Genomic DNA, 22,939 nt, shown 5'->3' on the forward strand with positions numbered 1-22,939 from the left:
ACGGGGAACGCATTTCTCCCTTCGAGTGGTTGTCGCTCTTACGATTTTTCCAGGAGTTTCACATGGCGAAGAAACCCAAATCAGCCACCTTCATCAAGGACCCGCTCTGGTACAAGGACGCGGTCATCTATCAGGTTCACGTCAAATCCTATTTCGACTCCAATAACGACGGGATCGGCGATTTTCCTGGCCTGATCGCCAAGCTCGATTACATCGCCGAACTTGGCGTCAACACCATCTGGCTGCTGCCGTTCTACCCTTCGCCACGCCGCGACGACGGTTATGACATCGCCGAGTACAAAGGCGTCCACACTGACTACGGCACCATGGCCGATGCCAAACGCTTTATCGCCGAGGCGCACAAGCGTGGCTTGCGGGTCATCACCGAGCTGGTCATCAATCACACCTCCGACCAGCACCCGTGGTTCCAGCGCGCACGCAAGGCCAAGCCCGGTTCGGCGGCGCGTGACTTTTATGTGTGGTCGGATGACGACCAGAAATACGACGGCACGCGGATCATTTTTCTCGACACCGAAAAGTCCAACTGGACCTGGGACCCGGTGGCCGGGCAATACTTTTGGCACCGTTTCTATTCGCACCAGCCAGACCTGAATTTCGACAACCCGCAGGTGATGAAAGCGGTCATCAACGTCATGCGTTACTGGCTGGACATGGGCATCGACGGCCTGCGGCTGGACGCGATTCCGTACCTGATCGAGCGCGACGGCACCAACAACGAAAACCTGCCGGAGACCCACGACGTCCTCAAGCAGATCCGTGCCGAGATCGACGCCAATTACCCCGACCGCATGTTGCTGGCCGAAGCCAACCAATGGCCGGAAGACACCCAGCTGTACTTCGGCGACACCGACGCCCAAGGCGTGAATGGTGACGAGTGCCACATGGCGTTTCACTTCCCGCTGATGCCGCGCATGTACATGGCGCTGGCCCAGGAAGATCGCTTTCCGATCACCGATATTCTGCGCCAGACCCCGGAAATCCCCGCCAATTGTCAGTGGGCGATCTTCCTGCGCAACCACGATGAACTGACCCTGGAGATGGTCACCGACAAGGAACGTGACTACCTGTGGAATTACTACGCCGCCGACCGCCGCGCGCGGATCAATCTGGGCATCCGTCGCCGACTCGCGCCATTGATGGAGCGCGACCGGCGTCGGGTCGAATTGCTCAACAGCCTGCTGCTGTCGATGCCCGGCACGCCGACCCTGTATTACGGCGATGAAATCGGCATGGGCGACAACATCTACCTCGGCGACCGCGACGGCGTGCGTACGCCGATGCAGTGGTCGATCGACCGCAACGGCGGTTTCTCCCGCGCCGATCCGGCGAGCCTGGTGCTGCCGCCGATCATGGACCCGCTCTATGGTTACCAGTCGGTCAACGTCGAAACCCAGGCCGGCGATCCGCACTCGCTGCTGAACTGGACGCGGCGCATGCTGGCGGTGCGCAAGCAGTCCAAGGCCTTTGGTCGCGGCAGCCTGAAAATGCTCTCGCCGAGCAACCGGCGGATTCTGGCCTACACCCGTGAATTCACCGACGCCGATGGCCGGCATGAAGTGATCCTGTGCGTGGCCAACGTCTCGCGCAGCGCGCAGGCGGCGGAGCTAGACCTTTCGGCCTACGTCGGCATGGTGCCGGTAGAGATGCTCGGCGGTAACGCCTTCCCGCCGATCGGCCAACTGAATTTCCTCCTGACCCTGGCGCCGTACGGCTTCTATTGGTTTGTGCTGGCGGCAGAAAACCAGATGCCGAGCTGGCACGTCGAACCGGCGCAGAGTCTGCCGGACTTCACCACACTGGTGCTGAAAAAACGCATGGAAGAACTGCTCGAAGCGCCGTCCCGTGCGACGCTGGAGCAGGGCATCCTGCCGAGCTGGTTGCAGAACCGCCGCTGGTTCGCCGGCAAGGACGCGGCCATCGAGCAGGTCAATCTGGTGTACGGCGTGCGTTTCGGCGACGCGCAGCATCCGGTGCTACTGAGCGAAATCGAAGTCAGCAGCGGCGGGCAGACCAGTCGCTATCAACTGCCGTTCGGCTTCATTTCCGAAGATCAGGTCGGCCCGGCGCTGCCGCAGCAATTGGCGCTGTCTCGTGTAAGACGCGTGCGGCAGGTCGGGTTGATTACCGATGCGTTCAGTCTGGAAGCGTTCATTCGTGCGGTGCTGCAAGGCATGCAGGCCAACACGGTACTGGCCTGCGATGCGGGCGAAATTCGCTTCGAATCGACGCCGCAGCTGGAGGCGCTGGGCCTCGGCGCCGATTCCGAGGTGCGTTATCTGTCGGCCGAGCAGTCCAACAGTTCGGTGGTGATCGGCAACAGTCTGGTGCTTAAGCTGATCCGTAAAGTCGCTGGCGGCGTACACCCGGAACTGGAGATGAGCGCTTACCTGACGGCCGCCGGATTTGCCAATATCTCCCCGTTGCTGGGCTCGGTGATCCGTCGCGATGGTCAGGGTGAAGACACTCTGCTGATGATTGCTCAAGGCTATCTGAGCAATCAGGGCGATGCGTGGGAGTGGACGCAGAACAACCTCGAACGGGCGCTGCGCGATGAGCTGGCCGATGCCATGTCCGAGCAGGAACAGCATTACAACGCCCTGGGCGAGTTACGGGATTTTGCCGGCATGCTCGGCCAGCGCCTGGGGGAAATGCATCAGGTGCTGGCGGCCCCGACCGACCATCCGGATTTTGCGCCGCAGATCTGCACTGCCAAAGATGCGCAGGCCACCGGCAAGGACGTCGCGGCCCAGGTCGAGCATGCGTTGAAGCTGCTCAAGCAGCATCAACAGGAGCTCGGCGCGGCGGATCAGGCATTGGTCACGCGCCTGCTCGACAACAAGAAAGCCATCCTCGCCCACGTGCAGGAACTGGCGAAGCGGTCGGTCGGTGGCTTGCGCATTCGCGTCCACGGCGATCTGCATCTGGGTCAGGTGCTGGTGATCAAGGGCGATGCCTACCTGATCGACTTCGAAGGCGAGCCGGCGCGGCCGTTGTCCGAACGTCGGGGCAAGCACAGCCCGTACAAGGACGTCAGCGGCGTGCTGCGCTCCTTCGATTACGCCGCTGCGATGGCCGCCAATGTGCATAACGTCGACAACAGCCCTGAGGCCGAAGCAGCGCGTCAGCGAGTGGCCGAACGTTACCTGCGTGAAGCCCGTGAAGCATTTGTCGAGGCATATCGCCGGGCGGCAGCTAGTCTTGAACATGCCTGGCAAGATCCTGAAGGTGCCGACGCCGCACTGGCGTTGTTCGGTCTGGAGAAAGCGGCCTACGAAGTGGCCTATGAAGCCGAAAACCGCCCCACCTGGCTGGCCGTGCCGTTGCACGGTCTGCACGGGTTACTGACGGGGCTTAAACCCTTTTCCGATCTTGGTGGAGAGTAGTCATGAGTTTCTCGAACAAGGAACAGGGTCACGTCAAAGAACGATTGTTGCCCAAGCCCCGGGACATCGACGCCCTGGTACGGGCTGAACACCACGATCCGTTTTCCGTTCTCGGTCCCCATGCCGATGGCGTCGGCGGGCAATTCATTCGTGCCTATCTGCCCGGTGCGTTGAGCGTTTCGGTCCTGGACAAGGACACCGGTGAAGAGCGCGGCCCGCTGGAACAGACGGAAACGCCAGGGCTGTTCGTCGGCCATTTCGAGCAGGCGCGGCCGTATCTTTTGCGCACGCGCTGGGCCGGTGGCGAGCAGGTCGCGGAAGATCCCTACAGCTTCGGCCAGTTGCTCGGTGAAATGGATTTGTACCTGTTCGCCGAAGGCAATCACCGCGACCTGAGCAGTTGCCTCGGTGCGCAATTGAAAACCGTCGACGGCGTTGACGGCGTGCGCTTTGCCGTGTGGGCGCCGAATGCCAAGCGGGTGTCGGTGGTGGGCGATTTCAACGTCTGGGACGGCCGCCGCCATCCGATGCGCGCGCGGCATCCGTCCGGGGTCTGGGAATTGTTCATTCCGCGTCTGCAAGCGGGGGATCTGTACAAGTATGAGATTCTCGGCCAGCACGGCATCCTGCCGTTGAAGGCCGATCCGATGGCGCTGGCCACCAGCCTGCCGCCGGACACCGCCTCGAAGGTCGCCTCGCCATTGCAAATCGACTGGCAGGATCAGGACTGGATGAGCGGGCGCGTCGAGCGTCAGCGGCATTCGGCGCCGCTGTCGATCTATGAACTGCACGCGGGCTCCTGGCAATGCGAGCTGGATGATCTGGGTGAAGTGGCCCGGCAATACACCTGGCCCGAGCTGGCCGAGCGTCTGATTCCGTATGTGAAGGAGCTGGGTTTCACTCACATCGAACTGATGCCGATCATGGAGCATCCGTTTGGCGGCTCGTGGGGTTATCAGTTGCTGTCACAATTCGCGCCGAGTGCGCGTTACGGTTCGCCGGACGAGTTTGCGGCGTTCGTCAACGCCTGCCACCAGGCAGAAATCGGCGTCATCCTTGACTGGGTGCCGGCGCATTTTCCGACCGATACCCACGGACTGGCGCAGTTCGACGGCACGGCGTTGTATGAGTACGGCAACCCGCTGGAGGGCTTTCATCAGGATTGGGACACGCTGATCTACAACCTCGGCCGCACCGAGGTGCATGGCTACATGCTGGCATCGGGGCTGCACTGGTTGAAGCATTTCCACGTCGACGGCTTGCGGGTCGACGCGGTGGCCTCGATGCTTTATCGCGACTATTCGCGCAAGGCCGGGGAGTGGGTGCCGAACCGCCATGGCGGACGGGAAAACCTGGAAGCCATCGACTTCCTTCGACACCTCAATGACGTGGTGGCGCTGGAAGCGCCGGGCGCCCTGGTCATCGCCGAAGAGTCCACGGCGTGGCCCGGTGTCAGTCAGAGTACCCAGCAGGGTGGCCTCGGGTTCGCCTACAAATGGAACATGGGCTGGATGCACGATTCGCTGCATTACATCCAGCAGGACCCGGTGTACCGCGCCCATCATCACAACGAGCTGAGTTTCGGCCTGGTCTACGCCTGGTCCGAGCGTTTCATCCTGCCGATTTCCCACGACGAAGTGGTCCACGGCAAGCACTCGCTGATCGACAAGATGCCCGGCGACCGCTGGCAAAAGTTCGCCAACCTGCGTGCCTACCTGAGCTTCATGTGGACTCATCCCGGCAAGAAACTGTTGTTCATGGGCTGCGAATTCGGCCAGTGGCGCGAGTGGAATCACGACCAGCAACTGGACTGGTATCTGCTGCAGTACTCGGAACACAAAGGCGTGCAGAAACTGGTGGGTGACTTGAACCGTCTGTACCGCGAGGAACCGGCGCTGCACGAGCAGGACGATGCGCCGCAGGGCTTCCAGTGGCTGATTGGCGATGACGCGATCAACAGCGTTTACGCCTGGCTGCGCTGGAGCAAGGAGGGCACGCCGGTGCTGGTGGTCGCCAACTTCACCCCGGTGCCGCGTCAGGCTTATCGGGTCGGTGTACCGTTTGCCGGGCGCTGGAAAGAATTGTTCAACAGTGATGCCGACACCTATGCCGGCTCCAATTATGGCAATGGTGGCGGGGCGTTTGCCGACGAGGTGCCGAGTCATGGCCAGGCGTTGTCACTGGAGCTGAATCTGCCGCCGTTGGCGGTGTTGATCCTCAAGCCTGAGGGTTGATTCACCGGATCTCAATGGGGGAGCTGGCTTTCCCGCTCCCCCATTGAGAGGACTTCGGTGTGGCTTGAGTATTTTTCCTCACCACCGCATCCGCACGCCGAGACTGCCGATCAACCCGTTCAGATCATTGTCATCCACATCGCTGCTGTAATCGGCGCTGACGTACAGGCTCACCGTCGGTGTCACCCGCGCCACCAGGCCCAGGCCCAGTTCGACGGTGGAGGACTTGCGGCTGCTGCTGATCTTGTCCACCTGATCCAGTGTCACCGTGTTGCCGGTGTAGACCGTGTGCCACAGGTTGGTCCTGACGTAAGGCTCGACCGGCAGGCCATTGAGATCGTAACTGCCTTTCAAGCGCGCACCGACCCGGCCGCTCCACGATGAAATATCGCTGGATGAAGCGTTGCCCGAGCCCGCGTAGGGCGTGTCGAGGGTGATGCGCTGATTGATCAATTGCGCCTGGGGTTCCACCACCCAGTTTTCGGTCAATCCGATCGGAAAGCCACCTTCCACCGACAGGGTCATCGCGCTGCCCTCGGTCGCCAGCCGTGCGCCTTGTTCGTTACGGCTGAAACCGCTGACCCGGCCACCGCTGGCCGACAGGTCGACGTGCCAGCCCTGGGGTCCGGTCAGGCTGTAATAGGCACCGAGGCTCTGGCCCTGGATGTTCAGTGTGTCGGTGGTCGGATCGGTGAGCGCGCGGGTGGCGATCAAACCGTTGCTGTTGCCCTGAATCTGGGTGACCCCGCCGATCAACCCGATCTGTTGGGTGTGGCCGCTGCTGCTTTGCAGGGTCATGATCGCCGGGCCTTTGAAATCGCCCGTGCCGGGAATCGCCAGAGTGGGGCTGAGCACATCGATTTGCGCCTGGCGTGAGCTTTGCCCGTAAAGGCGTTCCCAGGCGCCGGGGGCCAGGTCTTCGGTGATGAGATTGCTGCCCTGCAAGTCGGGGCGGGGGCTGAAACGCTGTGGGCCGGGCGTGATGACCGTGGCCGGCAAGGTCATGACCGGCACGTCCGCTCGATACCAGGGTGTCGTCTCATCCGCCACAGGGCCGGCCTGCGCCTCCATGGATGAGCACAGCAGAAGGGAGCTTGAAACGGTGCAGAAAGTGATTTTGATCTCGTGTTGGGTGAGTGAGGTTCTCATGGAGGTCTACCTTGCAGCAATCGCATGCGGTATCTCGATTTGGCGTCTCTCCTACCCCGAATGAGGGGCGACCGAATGGAGCGAGGCAAGACCTCAGCCGCCCGTTTTGCGAGCGTCCGAAGGCTGGCCCCAAGTGTTTTTCCGGGGGTAGTACGCTAGAGCTAAGAAGACCGTTGACACTGCGTCAAGAAATTGGACGATAAGCGGTATGAGCAAAATACCCGATGCAAGCGTTTGTTTTTCTGCACATATCTAAGTTCTTGTTTGCAGGGAAAAACGCGCCGCGACCCCCGAGGCAGAGACGTTGCGCCGCCGACAATCGGTCGATGGGCAGAGCTTTGGACGATGGCTGGAGACGGCGCGGGCTGCTGTCAAAACTGCTCTCAAAGATGCACTTCGACGGCCAGCGGCAAATGATCCGACAGATGCGTCCACGGCTTGTTGCCGAGGATCTTTGGGTCATGGCTGCTGGCGTTGCGCAGGTAGATGCGGTCCAGGCGCAGCAGCGGAAAACGTGCCGGGTAAGTCTTGGCCGGACGCCCGTGGTGGCGTTCGAAGGCTTCGTGCAGATAGTCGCGGCGCGAAAGGGCCTGATTGCCCTGAAGCTGCCAGTCATTGAAGTCGCCGGCAATGATCACCGGGGCGTCGTCGGGCAGGGATTCGAGCAACTGACAGAGCAATTGCAACTGCAATTGCCGATGGCTTTCCAGCAAGCTCAGGTGCACGCAGATCGCATGGACTTCGGTGTGGCCCGGCACATCCAGGACGCAATGCAACAACCCACGGCGCTCGGGACCGGTGATCGAGACGTCGAGGTTGCGGTATTCGCGGATCGGGTATTTGGACAGCAGCGCGTTGCCGTGATGGCCATCGGGATAGACCGCGTTGCGCCCGTAGGCGAAATCGCTCCACATGCTGTCGGCGAGGAATTCGTATTGCGAAGTCTGCGGCCATTCGTTGTAACGGCTCGAGTGCCGTTCATGCTCACCCACCACTTCCTGGAGAAACACCAGGTCGGCCGACGTGCTGCGTACCGCTTCGCGCAGCTCCGGGAGAATGAAACGGCGATTGAGCGCGGTGAATCCCTTGTGGGTGTTGACCGTCAGGACCCGCAGGCGATGGATGGTCGACGGGTTCAAGGGTTGCGCCTCGGCGTGGCGCTTCGGATCGCTGGACACGTTCGCTCCTCTGAATCATGACTGCCTTTCCATGCGACTGATGGGTGACCGCGCAGTTCAGTTGCAATCGCCGCAACCCTCACTGTAGCTGTTCAGACGAAGACGATTTCATAGGGCAGGCGCATGCGCTCCAGAATCACCCGGGGCAGCAGCGGCGCGATGCCGATGGCCGGTTCGCCGTTCAACTGGCTGGCGTAGGCGTGGGTGGCGTGGCTCTTGCGCGCGACAGTCCAGGTGTCCAGGCGCAGCTTGCGTGCCCGATGCCAGGGAATCAGCTCCTGATCGCGCTCTGGCCAGTGCCAGGCCCAGACCGGCACGTCGTGATAGGTGGCGCCGATCTGCTGTGCGGCCTTGGCGCTGGCGCGGCCGACCACTTCATGGTCGTCGCTGCCGTCCTCGCGCCAGGTGCTGAACACCACGTCGCCGGGGCGCAGATAGCGGCCGATGAATTCCGTCAGGGGCTCTTCCTGATCGTTCAGGGCGTTGTCGGTGAAACCGCCGCGCACCCATTTCAGGCTGTGCATCGGCAAGCCCAGGCGCCGCAGGGCTTCGACGCTTTCCTGGGGACGGAACACGCTCAGGCGTTTTTCCGACCACTGCCGCGAACCGGGGTGACTGGCGCTGCCGTCGGTGATCGACAGCAGTTGCAGCGGGTGGCCGAGGCTGGACAGCAGTTGCAGCAAGCCGCCGCAGGTCACCACTTCATCACCGGGGTGCGGAGCGATGACCACCGCGCGGGCACCGGCAGGGACCAGGCTGTGGGTGTTGATGACGGGGATATTGTCGAGTTGCGCAGCGCTGTTCCAGATTTGCGCCGGCAGGCTGCTTTCACTCAGGGGAAACGGTTTCATGATGGATACGTCCTTGTGTTGTCTGCCTTCGGTCGCGCACGCCATGACCGCTGGACGTGCCGAACCCCTTGAAGGCGAATTGATCGTCGTGCGGCGCTCCTGACCCTGGATTGCCGCGACGCAGAGTATTGCTCAAGACACGCGGTTCGTCGCGTCGCAGATCGAACTGATCCGTTTTTTTTTATTCAACCTGTGGCTGAATTCGCACGGGGCTGTAAAAACTTTCCCCTGCATAACAATTACAGGAGATTTTGCCCGTCAGACGCATCGTTCAGCGCAAACCTTCCAGCGCCGCCACCGACCGTGGCTCGCGGCTCCAGATTTCCAGAATGAAATCCGCCTCCTGATGCAACACCAGCCGCGGCAACCCCAGGGTTTCGTGGATCCGGTCGTGAACCTGGCGGGCATTCAACGGGCAGCCGTCGATCGGCGGTAGCCAGTGGCAGGCCAGCAATTGACCGTCAGCCGTGAGCGAGTCGGCGATGTGCTGGATCGCGGCTGTCAGATCCGCGCTATCGAGGTAGTAGCCGATTTCGCTAAATACGATCAGGTCGAATTTTTCCTCCGGCCACTCCGCAGGCAGGCGCCTTTGCTCGACGTGCGCATGGTCGAACGGGCTCAAGCGGATTTGCGCCAGTTGCACGGCAGCGGTCGCGGTGTCGCAGCACAACAGGCGATCGCAACGCTGCGCCAGTTCGCCGCTCAGCTCACCGTTGGCGCAACCGGGTTCGAAGATCGACCGATAACGCGGGCGTGGCAGGGCGGCGAGGGTGATGGCGCGTTTGCGCTGCTCGTACCAGCGCTGACGAAACGCCCACGGATCATCGCTGCCGGCGTACAGACCGTCGAAATAGCGATCCTCGACACTCACAGAAACACCACTTCGAACGGTTGCAGCAGGCGATCCAGCACATAGGGCGCCAGCACCGGCCCCAGGCCCGCCTCGGGGTCGCCCTCCAACTGGCTGGCGAAGGCGTGCACGGCGTGGCGCTTGCGGGCGACCTGCGCCGGCGTCAGGGCAATCTTGCGCGCCCGTTGCCACGGCACGAACGCGTCTTCGGGGGTTGCCCAATGCCAGGTCCAGACCGGCAGTTCATGGCAGCGCGCACCGACGCGCCGGGCCGCTTCGGCACCGGCCCGGCCGCAGGCTTCATGGTCGCAATGACCGTCCTCGCTCCAGGTGGTGAAAATCACGTCGGTCGGCCGCAGGTAGCGCTCGATGAAGTCGCGCAGTTGCTCCTCCTGAGCCGCCACCCGAGTGTCATCGAAGCCGCCGCGCAGCCATTGCAAACGGTGCATCGGCAGGCCGAGGCGGCGCAGGGCTTCGGCCGATTCCTGCGGACGAACCACGCTCAGGCGCTCCACCGGCCAGCGGTCGGAACCGGGATGGCTGGCGCTGCCATCGGTGACTGAAATCAGTTGCAGCGAACGCCCAGCGGCGGCGAGCAGTTGCAGCAGGCCGCCGCAACCCAGCACTTCGTCGTCCGGGTGCGGTGCGATGATGACCGCGCGGCACCCCGGCGGCACCAGGCTGAGAATGTCGATGCTGTCCAGTTCCGCCAGATGCCGCGAGCCTTGCCACTGGTGCAGGGTCGTACCCTGACCGACGATCGGATTGGTTTTCATAACGTCCATGTCTCGCCGGGCTGGCCGGCAATCAATTGGCCGAGGACGGCGAGATCGCGCTCGGCGTGGCTTTGCCGCAGGAACACCGGCAGGTCGGCGCTCAGGCGGGCGAAGTGACGATCCTGACAGAACGGCCCGGCCCCGAGGGCGCGGCCGACGTCACGCATGACCTGCTCGGCAGAGTACTCGACCACCGCCCGCGCACGGCGGGCCAGCAGTTCGGCATCGGCCTCGGGATGGGTATCGATGTGCAGGGCGCTGAAGCGCAGCACGGCGGCCGCCGCCTGCAAGGCACTGTCGACGGCACCGAGATGGGCGAGGGCGTGGGGTTCTTCGCGTTGCCCGCCGTGTCGGCGCAGGCGTTCGGCGATCTGCTGCGCGGCGCCGTACCAGCAGGCGGCGATGCCGATTGCGCCTTGCCAGAAACCCGGCCGTTGCAGGTAATCGCCGGGGTTGCCGATGGCCTGGCCCTCGGCGCCGTCGAACAGCACCTCGACGCTGCCGGTGGCAACCATGCCGACGGCTTGCCAGCCCTGATCGGTGATGCGCACGCCGGGCTGATCGAGGGCCACGGCCACCAGTTGCTGGCGGCCTTCTTCATCCCAGGCCGTCAGCAGCGCATGGCTGAGCACGGCGGCGCCGGAGCACCAGGCCTTGCGCCCGTTCAGCATGACCATGTGCCCGCTCGGGCTGACCTTGACCCGTGCTTGCGGCGGTTCTGCCGCCCACATCCCCCAGGTGCTGCCGGGTGTCGGCGAGCCGCCGAGCTGCTGGATGATTGCCAGCGCGTCGGTGTGGCCCTCGTAGAGTTTGCACAACCCCAGGTCATGGCCGCCGACCTCGGCCAGGCGCTGAAAACGTTCCAGCGTGTGACCGCTGCCGGGCAGCGGCAGTTGATCGAGGCCGGCCTCGACCATTTCCCGCAGACCGCGCCCAAGGGCTTCGGTGTCGGCAAAGTCCGGCGGGCGCTCGCGCAGATATTCATGCAGATCCATGTCAGTCCTCGTCTTCGCGTTGCAGTTCGAACAGCAGCAGCGAGCGCCCGGTGACCGAATATTCATGCCCGAACTCAAAGCGTTCCTGACCCCGGATCGACGGCTGGTTGGTGTCGATCATGCAGGTCCAGAAGCTGCCCTCGGGCACTTCCGGCAACCTGAAATTGACGATGTCGTGATGGGCGTTGACCACCAGCAGCAGCGTGGCGTCGGCGCCTTTGCGGCGAATCCCGGTTTCCTGGGCGCGGCCATCGAGCAGCATGCCGAGGCAGCGGTTGTGCGCGTCGTGCCAGTGTTCGGTGGTCATCTCGGTGCCATCCGGCGCCAGCCAGGTCACGTCCTTGACCCCGATGTCCTCGTTGTATTCGCCGACCACGAAGCGCCCGCGCCGCAGGATCGGGTAGGTCAGGCGCAGCTTGATCAGGCGTTTGACGAACTTGAGCAGGGCCTTGCCGTCCTCGCTCAGGTCCCAGTTGACCCAGCCGATCTCGCTGTCCTGACAGTAGGCGTTGTTGTTGCCGTCCTGGGTGCGGGCGAACTCGTCGCCGGCCACCAGCATCGGCGTGCCCTGGGCCAGCAGCAGGGTGGCGAAGAAGTTGCGCATCTGCCGATGGCGCAGCGCGTTGATTTCCGGATCGTCGGTGGGGCCTTCGACGCCGTGGTTCCACGACAGGTTGTTGTTGCTGCCGTCCTGATTGTTCTCGTCGTTGGCCTCGTTGTGCTTGTCGTTGTAGGACACCAGGTCATTGAGGGTGAAGCCGTCGTGGGCGGTGACGAAATTGACCGACGCATACGGCCGGCGGCCGCGCTGGTTGAACATTTCACCGGAGGCTGTCATCCGTGCGGCGAAGTCGGCGAGTTGGCCTTCATCGCCTTTCCAGAACGCGCGCACGGTGTCGCGGAACTTGTCGTTCCACTCCACCCACCCCGGCGGGAAGTTGCCCACCTGATAGCCGCCGGGGCCGCAGTCCCAGGGTTCGGCAATCATCTTCACCTGGCGCAGCACCGGGTCCTGGCGGCAGGCGACGAGGAAGCTGTGGCGTTCGTCGAAGCCGTCGTGATAGCGCCCGAGAATGGTCGCCAGGTCGAAGCGGAAGCCGTCGACGTGCATTTCGCTGGCCCAGTAACGCAACGAGTCGGTGACCATTTGCAGTACGCACGGGTGGCTCAGGTCGAGGGTGTTGCCGGTGCCGGAATCGTTGATGTAGAAGCGCTTGTCGTCGGGCATCAGCCGGTAGTACGAGGCGTTGTCGATGCCGCGCATGGACAGGGTCGGGCCTTGTTCGTTGCCCTCGGCGGTGTGGTTGTAGACCACGTCAAGAATCACTTCGAGATTGGCTTCGTGCAGGTGCGCGACCATCTCCTTGAACTCGGCGATCTTGCCGCTCGCCAGATAACGCGGGTCCGGGGCGAAAAACGCGATGCTGTTGTAGCCCCAGTAGTTGGTCATGCCCTTGTGCAACAGGTGCTGGTCGTTGACGAAGGCGTGGATCGGCAGCAATTCCACCGACGAGACGCCGAGCTTGCGAATGTGTTCGAGCACGTCGTCGACCATCAGCCCGGCGAAGGTGCCACGGACGTTTTCCGGCACCGAGGGGTGGCGCATGCTGATCCCGCGCACGTGGGTTTCATAAATGATCGTCTTGTCCCACGGCACGCTGACGCGATGGTCGTTGCCCCAGGTGTGCGCCGGGTCGATGACCTTGCATTTAGGGACGAAGGGCGCGCTGTCGCGCTCGTCGAAACTGAGGTCGGCGTCGGGGTGGCCAATGGTGTAGCCGAACAGCGCTTCCGACCATTTCAACTTGCCGACCAACTGTTTGGCGTAAGGGTCGATCAGCAGTTTGTTGGGGTTGAAGCGGTGGCCGTTGGCCGGGTCGTATGGGCCATGGACGCGGTAGCCGTAGACCAGTCCCGGATGCGCGTCGGGCAGGTAGCCGTGAAAGATTTCGTCGGTGTATTCCGGCAACTCGATGCGTTCGAGTTCGACTTCGCCGGCATCGTCGAAAATACACAGTTCGACCTTGGTGGCGTTGGCGGAAAACAGCGCAAAGTTCACCCCCAGACCATCCCAGGTCGCGCCGAGCGGGAAGGGCAGGCCTTCACGGATTCTCGAAGGCTCGGCGTGCGGTGCGGGTTCGGCTTTCTTCGGTTGGGTCATGATTGCTCCTGCAAAATCGTTTGGGTCTGTTTTCCGAGGGCGAGCGAGTCCTGGTGGCGGGTAAACCCGCCACACGTTTGATTCAATTCAAAGAGAGGAGAAGCGTCAGACCGCCGGCGGCTTGCGTGGTGCGCGGGGCTTTTTCTCGGCGGCTTTCTCGCCCGGGGGCAGCACTTTGGCGGCGCCGACTGGCTTGGCCTTCGTCGTCGCCTTGGGTTTTGCGGCGGCGGCCTTGGGCTCGCTGGCCTTGCCGTTTGCCGTCTTGCTGCCCGCAGCCTTTGGCGGTTTCTTCGGGGCCAGCGCTTCAGCTTCGGCCAGTTTGCGCGCCATCTCCCAGTGGCGGGCTTCGTGACCTTCGGGTTTACCTTCGGATTCCCAGATCTGATAGGCGAATTCGCGGATGCGTTTATCGTCGGTACTCATCGCAATGCTCCTGAACTGAACTCAATGCTCTTGCAAGATAAACAGATTGACCGGGAAATCCCCCAGCGCGGCGCTGACTTCCAGCTCCCTGTTTTTTGTGACTGCGCGGCTGGAAAAAAGTCCCTTCAGATTTGCGTCGCAAGCGGCGAACGGTAGAACCACCCGCGTATCGCCCCAACGCAGCGCATCCACCTGAGGCACGGCACCGTTTTCCAGCAACGTCGCGCAACGGATCGGCACAATCACGATGACCCGTTGCTCCCCATGCTCGCGGGTAAACGCGAGCACGTTGTGCGCCTGGCTGCCCAGCACCTCGAGGGCCTGGTACGAGCCGCGGCGAAACAACTCCGTGTGTTCGGCGCGCAGGTTCAGCACCTGCGCGATCAGCGCCTGTTTGATGCGCCCGTCGCGCCAGTTCGCCAGCAGCTCCGGCAGCGGAGCGACAGCGCGCAAGGCCTGTTCCCGAGCGGGGTAATCCACCGGCCGGCGGTTGTCCGGATCGACCAGACTGAAATCCCAGAACTCGTTGCCCTGATACAGATCGGGAATGCCCGGTACGGTCATGCGCAGCAAGGTTTGCGCCAGACCGTTGAGTGCCCCGGCCGCTGCGATGCTGTTGACCGCCTCCGCCAGTTTGCCCCGCAGCAGCGCTCCTTCGCGGCTTAGCAGCAGACGTTCGGTGAAGGCCTGCACCGCTTGTTCATAAGCTTCGTTCGGCGCGCTCCAACTGCTTTGCAATTTGGCCTCGCGCAGCGCCTTTTGCTGCCACTGCCAGATTCGCCGGGCGTACTCGGTAAAGCCGTCCTGATCGTCATCGCGCAAGTGCAGCGGCCAACTGCCGAGCAGCGCCTGGAACAGAATCAACTCGTCGCCGAAGGACGGCGCCTGATCGTCCTCACGCAGGGGCCTGGCGAGGACGTGCCACAAGCCGATCTGCTCGACGTACCAGGTGCTGCGTTCGCTCAGCACGGCGAGGCGCGCGCGGGTGTCTTCGCCGCGTTTGTGGTCGTGGGTGGCGGTGGTCAGCAGATTGTCGGGGAAGCTCGTCAGGCGTTGCTGGCAAACCTCATGGAAATCACTGACCGGCGCGCTGAACTGTTCGGTGTTGTAGCCGACGTCGTTGCGTGACAGCAGCACCGCCGAGCGGTACAGCGCGGTGTCTTCCACGGCTTTGGCGGCGGCCGGCGAGGTCAGTTGCTGGAAGCGCACGCAGGCATGTTTGAGCAGCTTGCGCGAGCGCCCGCGCGGCTTGCGGCGCCACGGATGGCCGCCAAGCCAGCCGGCCACGCAGTCGAGCACCGGCCAGTCGCCTTCGCCGAGACTCTGCCGTGCACCGTCCATCGCCCGCTGGAAAAACACCTCGTCCTGGGCCGAGCGGCCCATGGCGCTGATGTAGGTGCGATACACCGGGAAATGCACGATCAATGCCTGCAACACCCGGCGGATTGCGCCGAGGGTCAGGTCGCGGGTCATCAGGTCGTCCCGCGCCACTTGCAATAATGCCTGGGCGACGCTTTCGCAATCGCTGGCGAGCGAGCCGTTGAGAATCTGCTGGCGTGCCAGCCGGGCTTCTTCGGCAAACGCGGCGGGGCGCTCGGCGAGACGTTGCCACAGCTCTCCCAGCACCGCTTCGCCCGCCGGGTCATGTTGCAGCAACGCCAACTGATTCATGAATTCGTAACCGGTGCTGCCATCCACCGCCCAGTCGGCGTGCAGGGTTTCGCCTTCGCCGAGGATCTTTTCGACGTAGATCGGCAGGTGCCGCCCCGGCGCCAGCGCGTCGAGGCGACGACGCAACTTGCGGCAGTAGCCGCGCGGGTCGGCGAGGCCATCGATGTGGTCGATGCGCAGGCCGTCGATCAGGCCTTCGCCGATCAACTGGAAAATCTTGCCGTGGGTGGCTTCGAACACGGCGGGCCGCTCGACCCGCAAACCACCGAGTTCATTGACGTCGAAGAAGCGCCGCCAGTTGATGTCATCGGCGGCGGTGCGCCAGCTCGCCACCCGGTAACTCTGGCGTTCCAGCAGTTGATGCAGACGGGCGAAACCGGCTTCGGTCTTCGAATCGTAGAGGGCCAGATTGCGCAGGATGGCATGCAGGATCGGCGGGTCGCTTGCCCGTTGTGCCAGTTCTTCCTTGAGCGGACCCGCCAGGGAATGGGCGTCGGTCTGGTAGCTCAGGGTACTGAAACGCTCGGCCAGGGCCTTGAGTTGATCCGCCGCTTCGCCTGAAAGGGTGTCGTCAGGCCTGAGCAGTTCGCCGTAATCGCTGGGGCAGATCGGGAAGTGATGCTCGTAATGCTCGACGTGGAACGTCCCGCCCTCGGCGTTGAAGCACAGTGGCAGGGCGCCGTCCTGCAAGGCGGCGCCGTAGTCGCTGCCGAGGAACGGCAGGAGCAATTGGCCCTCCATCAGCGGGTCGGGGGAGTGCCATTGAATGTCGAAAAACTCGCCGTAGGGACTGAGCCGGCCCCATTCGAGCAAGTCGAGCCACCACGGGTTGTCACCGCCGCCGACGGCCATGTGATTGGAGACGATGTCGACGATCAGTCCCATGCCGTGTTCGCGCAGGCTCGCCACTAATCGACGCAACGCCAGTTCGCCGCCAAGTTCCGGGTTGACCCGGGCCGGGTCGACCACATCGTAGCCGTGCATGGAACCCGCGCGGGCGGCGAGCAATGGCGAAGCGTAGACATGGCTGATGCCGAGCCGGGCGAAGTACGGCACCAGCGGCACGGCTTGGTCGAGGGTGAAGCCCTTGTGAAATTGCAGGCGCAGGGTGGCGCGCAGCGGCGTAATCAGCAGCTCACTCATCGGTCACGCTCGGCAGCCTGAAGGCGCGCGCAGGCCAGCAATTCCAGACGCCGCGCCGCGTCGATGCCATCGAGCAGGGTTTCGGCAGTGCCGGGCAAACGTCGCGACCAGTTCGGGTGGGTGTCGATGGTGCCGGGGAGGTTGGCCTGCTCGTTGAGGCCCAGCGCATCCTCCAGCGGCAACAGCACCAGTGGCGCGCGGGTATGGCCGAGGAAGCGCACGGCGGCGTCGACCACCTGGTCGGCTTCGTGGGACTCCTCGCGAAAGTTCTGCGGGTCCTGGCTCAGCGCACCGCGCAGGCCGTCGCGCTCACGCTCGCGATGACGCCGCCATTCGATTTCGCCATTGGCGTCGATCAGCCCCAGTCGCGCATTCCAGTCGATGTCGCGGCCATGCCACCAGCCATTGAGCGTCGGCAGGTCATGGGTGCTGGTGGTGGCGAGGGCGTTGTCCGGCCAGTCGAGAATCGGCTTGAAGTAAGTATTGTCTTGTTCGAACAACAGCACGCGCATGCCGAGCATGGCGCGGGCGACCAGTTTTTCCCGCAGGCCGTCGGGCACGGTGCCGAGGTCTTCGCCGAGCACGATTGCCTGATGCCGGTGGGATTCGAGGGTCAGCAGCCGCAGCAGGTCGTCCACCGGGTAATACAGGTAAGCGCCATCGGCCGGAATGGCGCCGTTGGGGATCACCCACAGCCGTTGCAGGCCCATCACATGGTCGATGCGCAAGCCGCCGGCATGGGCGAAGTTGGCGCGCAGCATGTCGATGAACGCGCGAAAGCCGTTGCGCACCAGACCTTCCGGAGAAAACGCAGAAATCCCCCAGCCCTGGCCGGAGCGGTTGAGGATGTCCGGCGGCGCGCCGACCGTCAGCGAGGCCAGCAACTCATCCTGGAAACTCCAGGCCTGACTGCCGGCACCGTCGGCACCGACCGCCAGATCGGCGATCAGGCCGATGCCCATGCCGGCGCTGCGGGCCGCGGTTTGCGCGCGTTCCAGGCAGCGATGGATCAGCCATTGGCAAAAGGCGAAGTAGCCGATGCGCTCGGCATATTCCTCGGCGAAGGCGCCGAGTGCCGCGCCCCGTGGGTCGTGCCAGTGTTCCGGCCATTCGCGCCAGTCGAGGTTTTCGCCACGGACCGCGCGCATTTCCTGAATCGCTTCGAAACGGCAGTGGTTTTCCAGGGCTTCGCCGCCGGCATGGCGGAAGCTGGCGAAGTCCGGGTGCAGCGGGTGGTCGCCGCTGACAAAGCCTTCGTACAGCGCTTGCAGGAGTTTTTGCTTGGCATCGGCGGCGCGCGGCCAGTCGATCAGGCTCAAGTCCTCCAGTTGCCCGAACGTCTCGGCCAGACCGGCGGATTCGATGGCATCGCGCAAGGCGCGCTCACCAAGAATTGCGCCCGGCGCGGCGTACAGCGAATTGAGAAACAGACGGCTGGAGGGCGAGTAGGGGCTGTAGCGCCCGGTGTCGGCGCTGAACATCGCGTGCAGCGGGCTGATCGCCAGAGCATCAGCGCCGCGCTCGCCGGCGACCCGGGCCATTTCCTCCAGGGCCTGGGTGTCGCCAAAACCGCCGTCACCGGCGCGGCGCAGGCCGTAGAGCTGCACGCTCAGGCCCCAGGCGCGGGGGATCGGGCTGTCGACCGCGTCACCGACGCTGTAGCAGCGCTCGGGCGCCACGGCCAGGGTGAATTGTTGATCGGCAATGTGAACGTGCTGGTAACCCACCGGAATCAGTCCCGGCAACACGGCCGCGTCGTCGAGTTTCAGGCTCAGGCGCGAACCGTCTTCCAGATGAATCTCGCACGGCGTGCCAGGCTCGAAATAGCGCGCCAGATCCAGGCCGACGTTGACGTCGCAGGTCAACAGGGGCGGCAGGTGGCGATCCAGTTGGGCTTGTTGCAATTGTTGCAGGCTGGCGTCGATTTCCTGCGCCGAACCGGCCGGATGGCCGAGGGCGGTGAGGACATTGCGCAGCACCGCCGGGGCGACTTTCTGCGGGCGGCCGTTGGCGTCGATCCAGTCGACGGCGAGGCCGGCCCGGCTCGCCAGTATTTCCAGTTGCGCATCGCTCATAGGCGCTCTCCATCCAGAAGGTGCAAAGGGGTTGCGGCCGTGAGACTGACAAGCGCGCAATACGGCGGGAGCAGGCCCTGATCCGTCGGCTCGACATCGGGCGGTTGGCGCAACAGCCAGTCCGCGTCGGCCCGTGGAGGGTTGACCACTGGCGTGTTGCCCAGGTTCAGGTCGATGCGCAGCTCGCTGCCATCGCCCAGTCGCCAGCGCGCGCTGATCGCGCCATGACCCAGCACTTGCGCGCCCAGCGCCTGGGTGCCGGAGAGGTTGGGAATGATGTGGCGGTGGCGCAGTTGCAGCAGTTTTCGATACAGCGCCAGCGTCTGTCGCTGCTTCACGCTGCCTTCGCCGATCAGCGACGGTTGCGCGGCGTGAAAGGTCTGCTCGGCGTTCGGGTCGGGAATCCGTTCGCGCTGGTGTGGATCCTTGAAGGCGCTGAACGCGGCGAATTCGTTGCGCCGGCCTTCGCGCACCAACTGCGCCAGTTCACCGTGATGGCTGGTGAAAAACAGGAACGGTTGCTCGGCGGCATATTCGTCGCCCATGAACAGCAGCGGAATCATCGGCGACAGCAACAGCAGCACCGTGGCCGCGTCGAGTGCCCGAGGGTCGGCCAACTGATGCAGGCGCTCGCCGAAAGCCCGGTTGCCGATCTGGTCGTGGTTCTGCAGGAACAGCACAAATGCGGTCGAGGGCAGGTGTTCGCTGGGCTCGCCGCGGGATTCGCCGTGGCGGTTGATCTGACCCTGAAACACGAAACCCTGGCTCAGGCAGCGGGCCAGTTGTTCGGTCGGATGCTCGGCATAGTCGGCGTAATAGGCGTCGGTTTCACCGGTCAGCAGCACATGCAGGGCATTATGGCCGTCGTCGTTCCACTGCGCGTCGTAGTGTTCTTCCAGCAGGCTGGCCTGGTTGTGTTCGTTCTCGACGGTCAGCCAGACATGGCGCATCGGATCGATCTGCTGGCGGATACGCTGCGCCAGCTCCGGCAGGAAGTCCGCGCTGTCGATGGCATGTACGGCGTCCAGGCGCAGGCCGTCGAAACGGTATTCGAGCAGCCACATCAGGGCGTTTTCGATGAAGAAGTCGCGCACTTCGCGGCGGCGGAAGTCGATGGCCGCGCCCCACGGCGTGTGTTTGTCCTCGCGGAAAAAGCCCTTGGCGTAGCGATGCAGGTAATTGCCGTCGGGGCCGAAGTGGTTGTAAACGACGTCGAGAATCACCGCCAGGCCATGGCCGTGGGCGGTATCGATCAAATGCTTGAGTTGTTCCGGGCTGCCGTAGGAGGCCTGCGGCGCGTAGTGCAGAACGCCGTCGTAGCCCCAATTGCGTGTGCCGGGGAATTGCGCAAGGGGCATCAGTTCGATGGCGGTGATGCCCAGTCCGGCAAGCCGCGCCAGATGCTGTTCGACCTCGGCAAAACCACCCAGCGCGCCGACATGCAGTTCGTAGATGACCGCCTCGCTCCATGGCCGGCCGTGCCAGGCGCTGTGGCGCCAGGTGTAGGCGTGGGGGTCGACCACCACGCTGTGGCGGTCGAGGTCACCGTCCTGTGCGCGGGAGGCGGGGTCCGGCACTTCCAGTTCGCCGTCGATGTTGTAGCGGTAGAGGCTGCCGGCGGGGCAGCGCGCCTTGATCACGAACCAGCCATCAGCCTGGGGCAGCATCGGCAGGGATTGGCCGTTTTCCAGTTCGACACTGACGTAAAACGCATCCGGCGCCCACAACGCGAATTGCGTGTGGGCGTCGTCCAGCATGATCGCGCCGTGGGGCCAGTTTTCAGGTGTCCGTAACGGCATGGTGGAAACCTCCCTGGTTTATTTGTGTTGTGATTTACCCAGCGCCTTGGCGACCAGTTGTTCGTAGAGTTCGGCGTAGGGTTCCACTGCCTTGCACCAGTTGAACGGCGCGGCCATGGCGCGGCAACGCATGGCGTTGAGCAGCTCGGGGAAGGCAAAGACCTTGAAGGCGCGGCTCAGGGCTTCGCGGTAGCTTTCGGCGGTGGACTCGTCGAACAGAAACCCGGTGACGCCATTTTCGATGGTGTCGGCCAGCCCGCCGGTGTTGCGCGCCACCGGCAACGAGCCGAAACGCTGGGCGTACATCTGGCTCAGGCCGCAGGGTTCATAGCGCGACGGCATCAGCAGGAAATCGCTGCCGGCGAACATCCGCCGGGCGTCGGTTTCATTGAAGCCGATGCGCACGCCGATCTGGCCGGGGAAGCGCAGTGCCAGCTCGCGCATGGCCTGTTCTTCTTCCGGTTCGCCGCGACCGATGATCGCAATCTGGCCACCGTTCTGCACGATGTACTCGGACACCGCCTGGGTCAGGTCGAGGCCTTTCTGGTAGACCAGTCGCGACACCACGGCGAACAACGGGCCGGTGGAGTCGTGCAGGCCGAACAACTGGCGAACATGGGCGGCGTTGATTGCCTTGCCGTCCCAGTCGCCAATGGCAAACGGGGCGAACAGGTGCGGATCGGTGGCGGCGTCCCAGCTCTCGTCAATGCCGTTGGGAATCCCGCTGAGCAGACCCTGATGGGTCTTGGCGGCGAGGAAACCGTCCAGGCCGCAGCCGAAATCCGGGGTGGTGATTTCCTGGGCGTAGGTGGCGCTGACCGTGGTGATGTGGCTCGAATAAGCCATGCCGGCCTTGAGGAACGACATCTTGCCGTAGAACTCCATGCCTTCCTGTTGCAGGGCATGGGCGGGGATGCCCAGCTCCGGGCAGGAAGCGAGGCTGGTCACGCCCTGATAGGCGAGGTTATGAATGGTGAACAGGGTCGGGGTGCGCTGACCGCGCCAGTGCATGTAGGCCGGTGCCAGCCCGGCGGGCCAGTCGTGTGCATGCACCAGATCCGGGCACCAGTGGATTTGCGCGAGGTTGGCGGCGATATCGGCGGCGGCCAGGCCCAGACGGGCGAAGCGAATGTGGTTGTCCGGCCAGTCGCGGCCGTTATTGGCGCCATACGGCGAGCCTTCACGCTCGTAGAGTTCGGGGCAGATCAGCACGTAGATCACCAGGCCGTCCGGCATGTCCATGCGCCCGATCTTGCACGGTGGCAGCGCGGCGTGACCGCCCAGCTCGCCGATGATGTGGATCGGGTTTTCGCTGTTCATCACCTGGCGATAACCGGGGATCAACACGCGCACGTCATGCAGATGGGCCATCGCCCTGGGCAGGGCGGCGGAGACGTCACCCAGGCCGCCGGTTTTTACCAGATCGTTGATTTCCGAGGTCACGAACAGGACTTTCTTCTTGTTGCGATTCCGACTGGCAACCGGCGTCAGCACTTTGCTGGCGGGAACGTTGATCGATCGGCTGTCGGGTACGTTCATGGTGCTCGATTCGCCAACCTGGTGAGCACGCTCTCCCTGAATATCCAATGCCGCACTGATCATATGTCTCTCCCGTCTATTGATCTGATTCTTGTCTTGAACAAGCGATGTCCATGGCCAAATCCTTTGACCGGGCGCAAACGCGCCACGCATCGGTGAGCAAACGCTACCCAACACGCGCAAGCAGAATGGGTGGAGTGGCCGTTGCAAGGAATGAACCAGTCGCGTTGGCCTTGTATTTCAGATGACCCGTCGCAATCAGCAAAAGTTTCGATAATTTTTCCGCTTTGTGACCGGTCGGTTTCGTCCCGCGAAAACCAGTCTAGGCCAGATCCTAGAGCGGGCCATGGCAATCGGATGAATTGTTCGACAATGGGCTTGCAGGCCGCGCAAATCGTGGGTTGTACGAGGGAATGCGCCGACGAAGTGCAGTTTTAGCAGGGGTAATGAGACAAAACGGTGACTGGGTAGTCATGTTTTTGTGCGCGTCGGATGGGCGGTTGCACTGTTGCGGTGCGGGCAGGTTTGTTGATTGGGTGTTTGGGTAGGTGGTGGCGGCCTTTGGGCCGGCCAGGCTCTTGGGGTTTGGGGTTTGGGGTGAATATCCGTTTTTGTGGGTGTTGCGGCTGGCGGTTTCGCCCTTACGGCGAGTCACCTTTTTCAGACGCCAAAAAGGTAACCCAAAAGGCTT

Annotated in this window: 15 protein-coding genes; 2 read left to right on the top strand and 13 right to left on the bottom strand. The window is 63.3% G+C overall.

Translation table 11 applies throughout. The annotated features are described in order from the left end of the window. Nucleotides 1-62 precede the first annotated feature (62 nt). Both treS and glgB read left to right on the top strand, forming a co-directional pair. Nucleotides 63-3,404, top strand: a complete 3,342-nt coding sequence (gene treS / locus N8H74_RS26695) for a maltose alpha-D-glucosyltransferase (RefSeq protein WP_262151598.1) — start codon at nucleotides 63-65, stop codon at nucleotides 3,402-3,404. Between the two features lie 2 nt (nucleotides 3,405-3,406). Next, nucleotides 3,407-5,638 carry a 1,4-alpha-glucan branching protein GlgB gene (gene glgB, locus N8H74_RS26700; protein WP_262151600.1) on the top strand — a complete coding sequence of 744 codons (2,232 nt, stop codon included), beginning with the start codon at nucleotides 3,407-3,409 and terminating at the stop codon, nucleotides 5,636-5,638. A gap of 78 nt (nucleotides 5,639-5,716) precedes the next feature. On the opposite strand, the gene N8H74_RS26705 is transcribed toward glgB, so the two are convergent. The 13 genes from N8H74_RS26705 to N8H74_RS26765 all read right to left on the bottom strand — a co-directional run. Next, nucleotides 5,717-6,787: an autotransporter outer membrane beta-barrel domain-containing protein gene (locus tag N8H74_RS26705; protein WP_262151602.1), complete on the bottom strand. Its 1,071-nt coding sequence runs from the start codon at nucleotides 6,785-6,787 to the stop codon at nucleotides 5,717-5,719. 383 nt (nucleotides 6,788-7,170) lie between these two features. After that, nucleotides 7,171-7,965: an endonuclease/exonuclease/phosphatase family protein gene (locus N8H74_RS26710; RefSeq protein WP_217832499.1), complete on the bottom strand. Its 795-nt coding sequence runs from the start codon at nucleotides 7,963-7,965 to the stop codon at nucleotides 7,171-7,173. A 92-nt stretch (nucleotides 7,966-8,057) separates the two neighbouring features. Next, nucleotides 8,058-8,816, bottom strand: a complete 759-nt coding sequence (locus N8H74_RS26715; protein WP_262151604.1) for a PIG-L family deacetylase — start codon at nucleotides 8,814-8,816, stop codon at nucleotides 8,058-8,060. A gap of 271 nt (nucleotides 8,817-9,087) precedes the next feature. After that, the gene (locus N8H74_RS26720) at nucleotides 9,088-9,687 is read right to left on the bottom strand and encodes a nodulation S family protein (protein WP_262151606.1); all 600 of its coding nucleotides are present in this window, start codon (nucleotides 9,685-9,687) and stop codon (nucleotides 9,088-9,090) included. Next, on the bottom strand, nucleotides 9,684-10,442 hold the full coding sequence (locus N8H74_RS26725; protein ID WP_262151608.1) for a PIG-L family deacetylase: 759 nt from the start codon (nucleotides 10,440-10,442) through the stop codon (nucleotides 9,684-9,686). Before N8H74_RS26725 ends, N8H74_RS26720 begins: the two co-directional genes overlap by 4 nt. Then, nucleotides 10,439-11,437: an acyl-CoA dehydrogenase gene (locus N8H74_RS26730; protein ID WP_262151610.1), complete on the bottom strand. Its 999-nt coding sequence runs from the start codon at nucleotides 11,435-11,437 to the stop codon at nucleotides 10,439-10,441. Before N8H74_RS26730 ends, N8H74_RS26725 begins: the two co-directional genes overlap by 4 nt. Nucleotide 11,438: 1 nt before the next feature. Further along, nucleotides 11,439-13,598 (bottom strand): glycogen debranching protein GlgX, encoded by a 2,160-nt coding sequence (glgX, locus tag N8H74_RS26735; protein WP_262151612.1) that lies wholly within the window; start codon nucleotides 13,596-13,598, stop codon nucleotides 11,439-11,441. 105 nt (nucleotides 13,599-13,703) lie between these two features. After that, nucleotides 13,704-14,021, bottom strand: coding sequence for a DUF2934 domain-containing protein (locus N8H74_RS26740; protein WP_262151613.1), 318 nt, complete (start codon nucleotides 14,019-14,021; stop codon nucleotides 13,704-13,706). A gap of 21 nt (nucleotides 14,022-14,042) precedes the next feature. Next, nucleotides 14,043-16,835, bottom strand: coding sequence for a malto-oligosyltrehalose synthase (locus N8H74_RS26745; RefSeq protein ID WP_262151615.1), 2,793 nt, complete (start codon nucleotides 16,833-16,835; stop codon nucleotides 14,043-14,045). After that, nucleotides 16,832-18,910 carry a 4-alpha-glucanotransferase gene (malQ, locus tag N8H74_RS26750; protein WP_217832491.1) on the bottom strand — a complete coding sequence of 693 codons (2,079 nt, stop codon included), beginning with the start codon at nucleotides 18,908-18,910 and terminating at the stop codon, nucleotides 16,832-16,834. The genes N8H74_RS26745 and malQ overlap by 4 nt, the downstream gene beginning before the upstream one ends. Then, on the bottom strand, nucleotides 18,907-20,709 hold the full coding sequence (treZ, locus tag N8H74_RS26755) for a malto-oligosyltrehalose trehalohydrolase (RefSeq protein ID WP_262151617.1): 1,803 nt from the start codon (nucleotides 20,707-20,709) through the stop codon (nucleotides 18,907-18,909). The genes malQ and treZ overlap by 4 nt, the downstream gene beginning before the upstream one ends. Nucleotides 20,710-20,727: 18 nt before the next feature. Then, nucleotides 20,728-22,311: a glycogen synthase GlgA gene (gene glgA, locus N8H74_RS26760; RefSeq protein ID WP_262151619.1), complete on the bottom strand. Its 1,584-nt coding sequence runs from the start codon at nucleotides 22,309-22,311 to the stop codon at nucleotides 20,728-20,730. A gap of 271 nt (nucleotides 22,312-22,582) precedes the next feature. Further along, on the bottom strand, nucleotides 22,583-22,939 hold a 357-nt coding region (locus tag N8H74_RS26765; RefSeq protein ID WP_262151620.1), incomplete at its 5' end, for a hypothetical protein.

This window comes from Pseudomonas sp. B2M1-30 (genome assembly GCF_025447575.1).
GTDB lineage: Bacteria > Pseudomonadota > Gammaproteobacteria > Pseudomonadales > Pseudomonadaceae > Aquipseudomonas > Aquipseudomonas botevensis.

What these genes read in the sequence shown, in the direction of transcription:
- treS (WP_262151598.1), top strand. Translation starts at nt 63, where the DNA reads ATGGCGAAGAAACCCAAATCAGCCACCTTCATCAAGGACCCGCTCTGG.
- glgB (WP_262151600.1), top strand. Translation starts at nt 3,407, where the DNA reads ATGAGTTTCTCGAACAAGGAACAGGGTCACGTCAAAGAACGATTGTTG.
- N8H74_RS26705 (WP_262151602.1), bottom strand. Translation starts at nt 6,787, where the DNA reads ATGAGAACCTCACTCACCCAACACGAGATCAAAATCACTTTCTGCACC.
- N8H74_RS26715 (WP_262151604.1), bottom strand. Translation starts at nt 8,816, where the DNA reads ATGAAACCGTTTCCCCTGAGTGAAAGCAGCCTGCCGGCGCAAATCTGG.
- N8H74_RS26725 (WP_262151608.1), bottom strand. Translation starts at nt 10,442, where the DNA reads ATGAAAACCAATCCGATCGTCGGTCAGGGTACGACCCTGCACCAGTGG.
- N8H74_RS26730 (WP_262151610.1), bottom strand. Translation starts at nt 11,437, where the DNA reads ATGGATCTGCATGAATATCTGCGCGAGCGCCCGCCGGACTTTGCCGAC.
- glgX (WP_262151612.1), bottom strand. Translation starts at nt 13,598, where the DNA reads ATGACCCAACCGAAGAAAGCCGAACCCGCACCGCACGCCGAGCCTTCG.
- N8H74_RS26740 (WP_262151613.1), bottom strand. Translation starts at nt 14,021, where the DNA reads ATGAGTACCGACGATAAACGCATCCGCGAATTCGCCTATCAGATCTGG.
- N8H74_RS26745 (WP_262151615.1), bottom strand. Translation starts at nt 16,835, where the DNA reads ATGAGTGAGCTGCTGATTACGCCGCTGCGCGCCACCCTGCGCCTGCAA.
- malQ (WP_217832491.1), bottom strand. Translation starts at nt 18,910, where the DNA reads ATGAGCGATGCGCAACTGGAAATACTGGCGAGCCGGGCCGGCCTCGCC.
- treZ (WP_262151617.1), bottom strand. Translation starts at nt 20,709, where the DNA reads ATGCCGTTACGGACACCTGAAAACTGGCCCCACGGCGCGATCATGCTG.
- glgA (WP_262151619.1), bottom strand. Translation starts at nt 22,311, where the DNA reads ATGATCAGTGCGGCATTGGATATTCAGGGAGAGCGTGCTCACCAGGTT.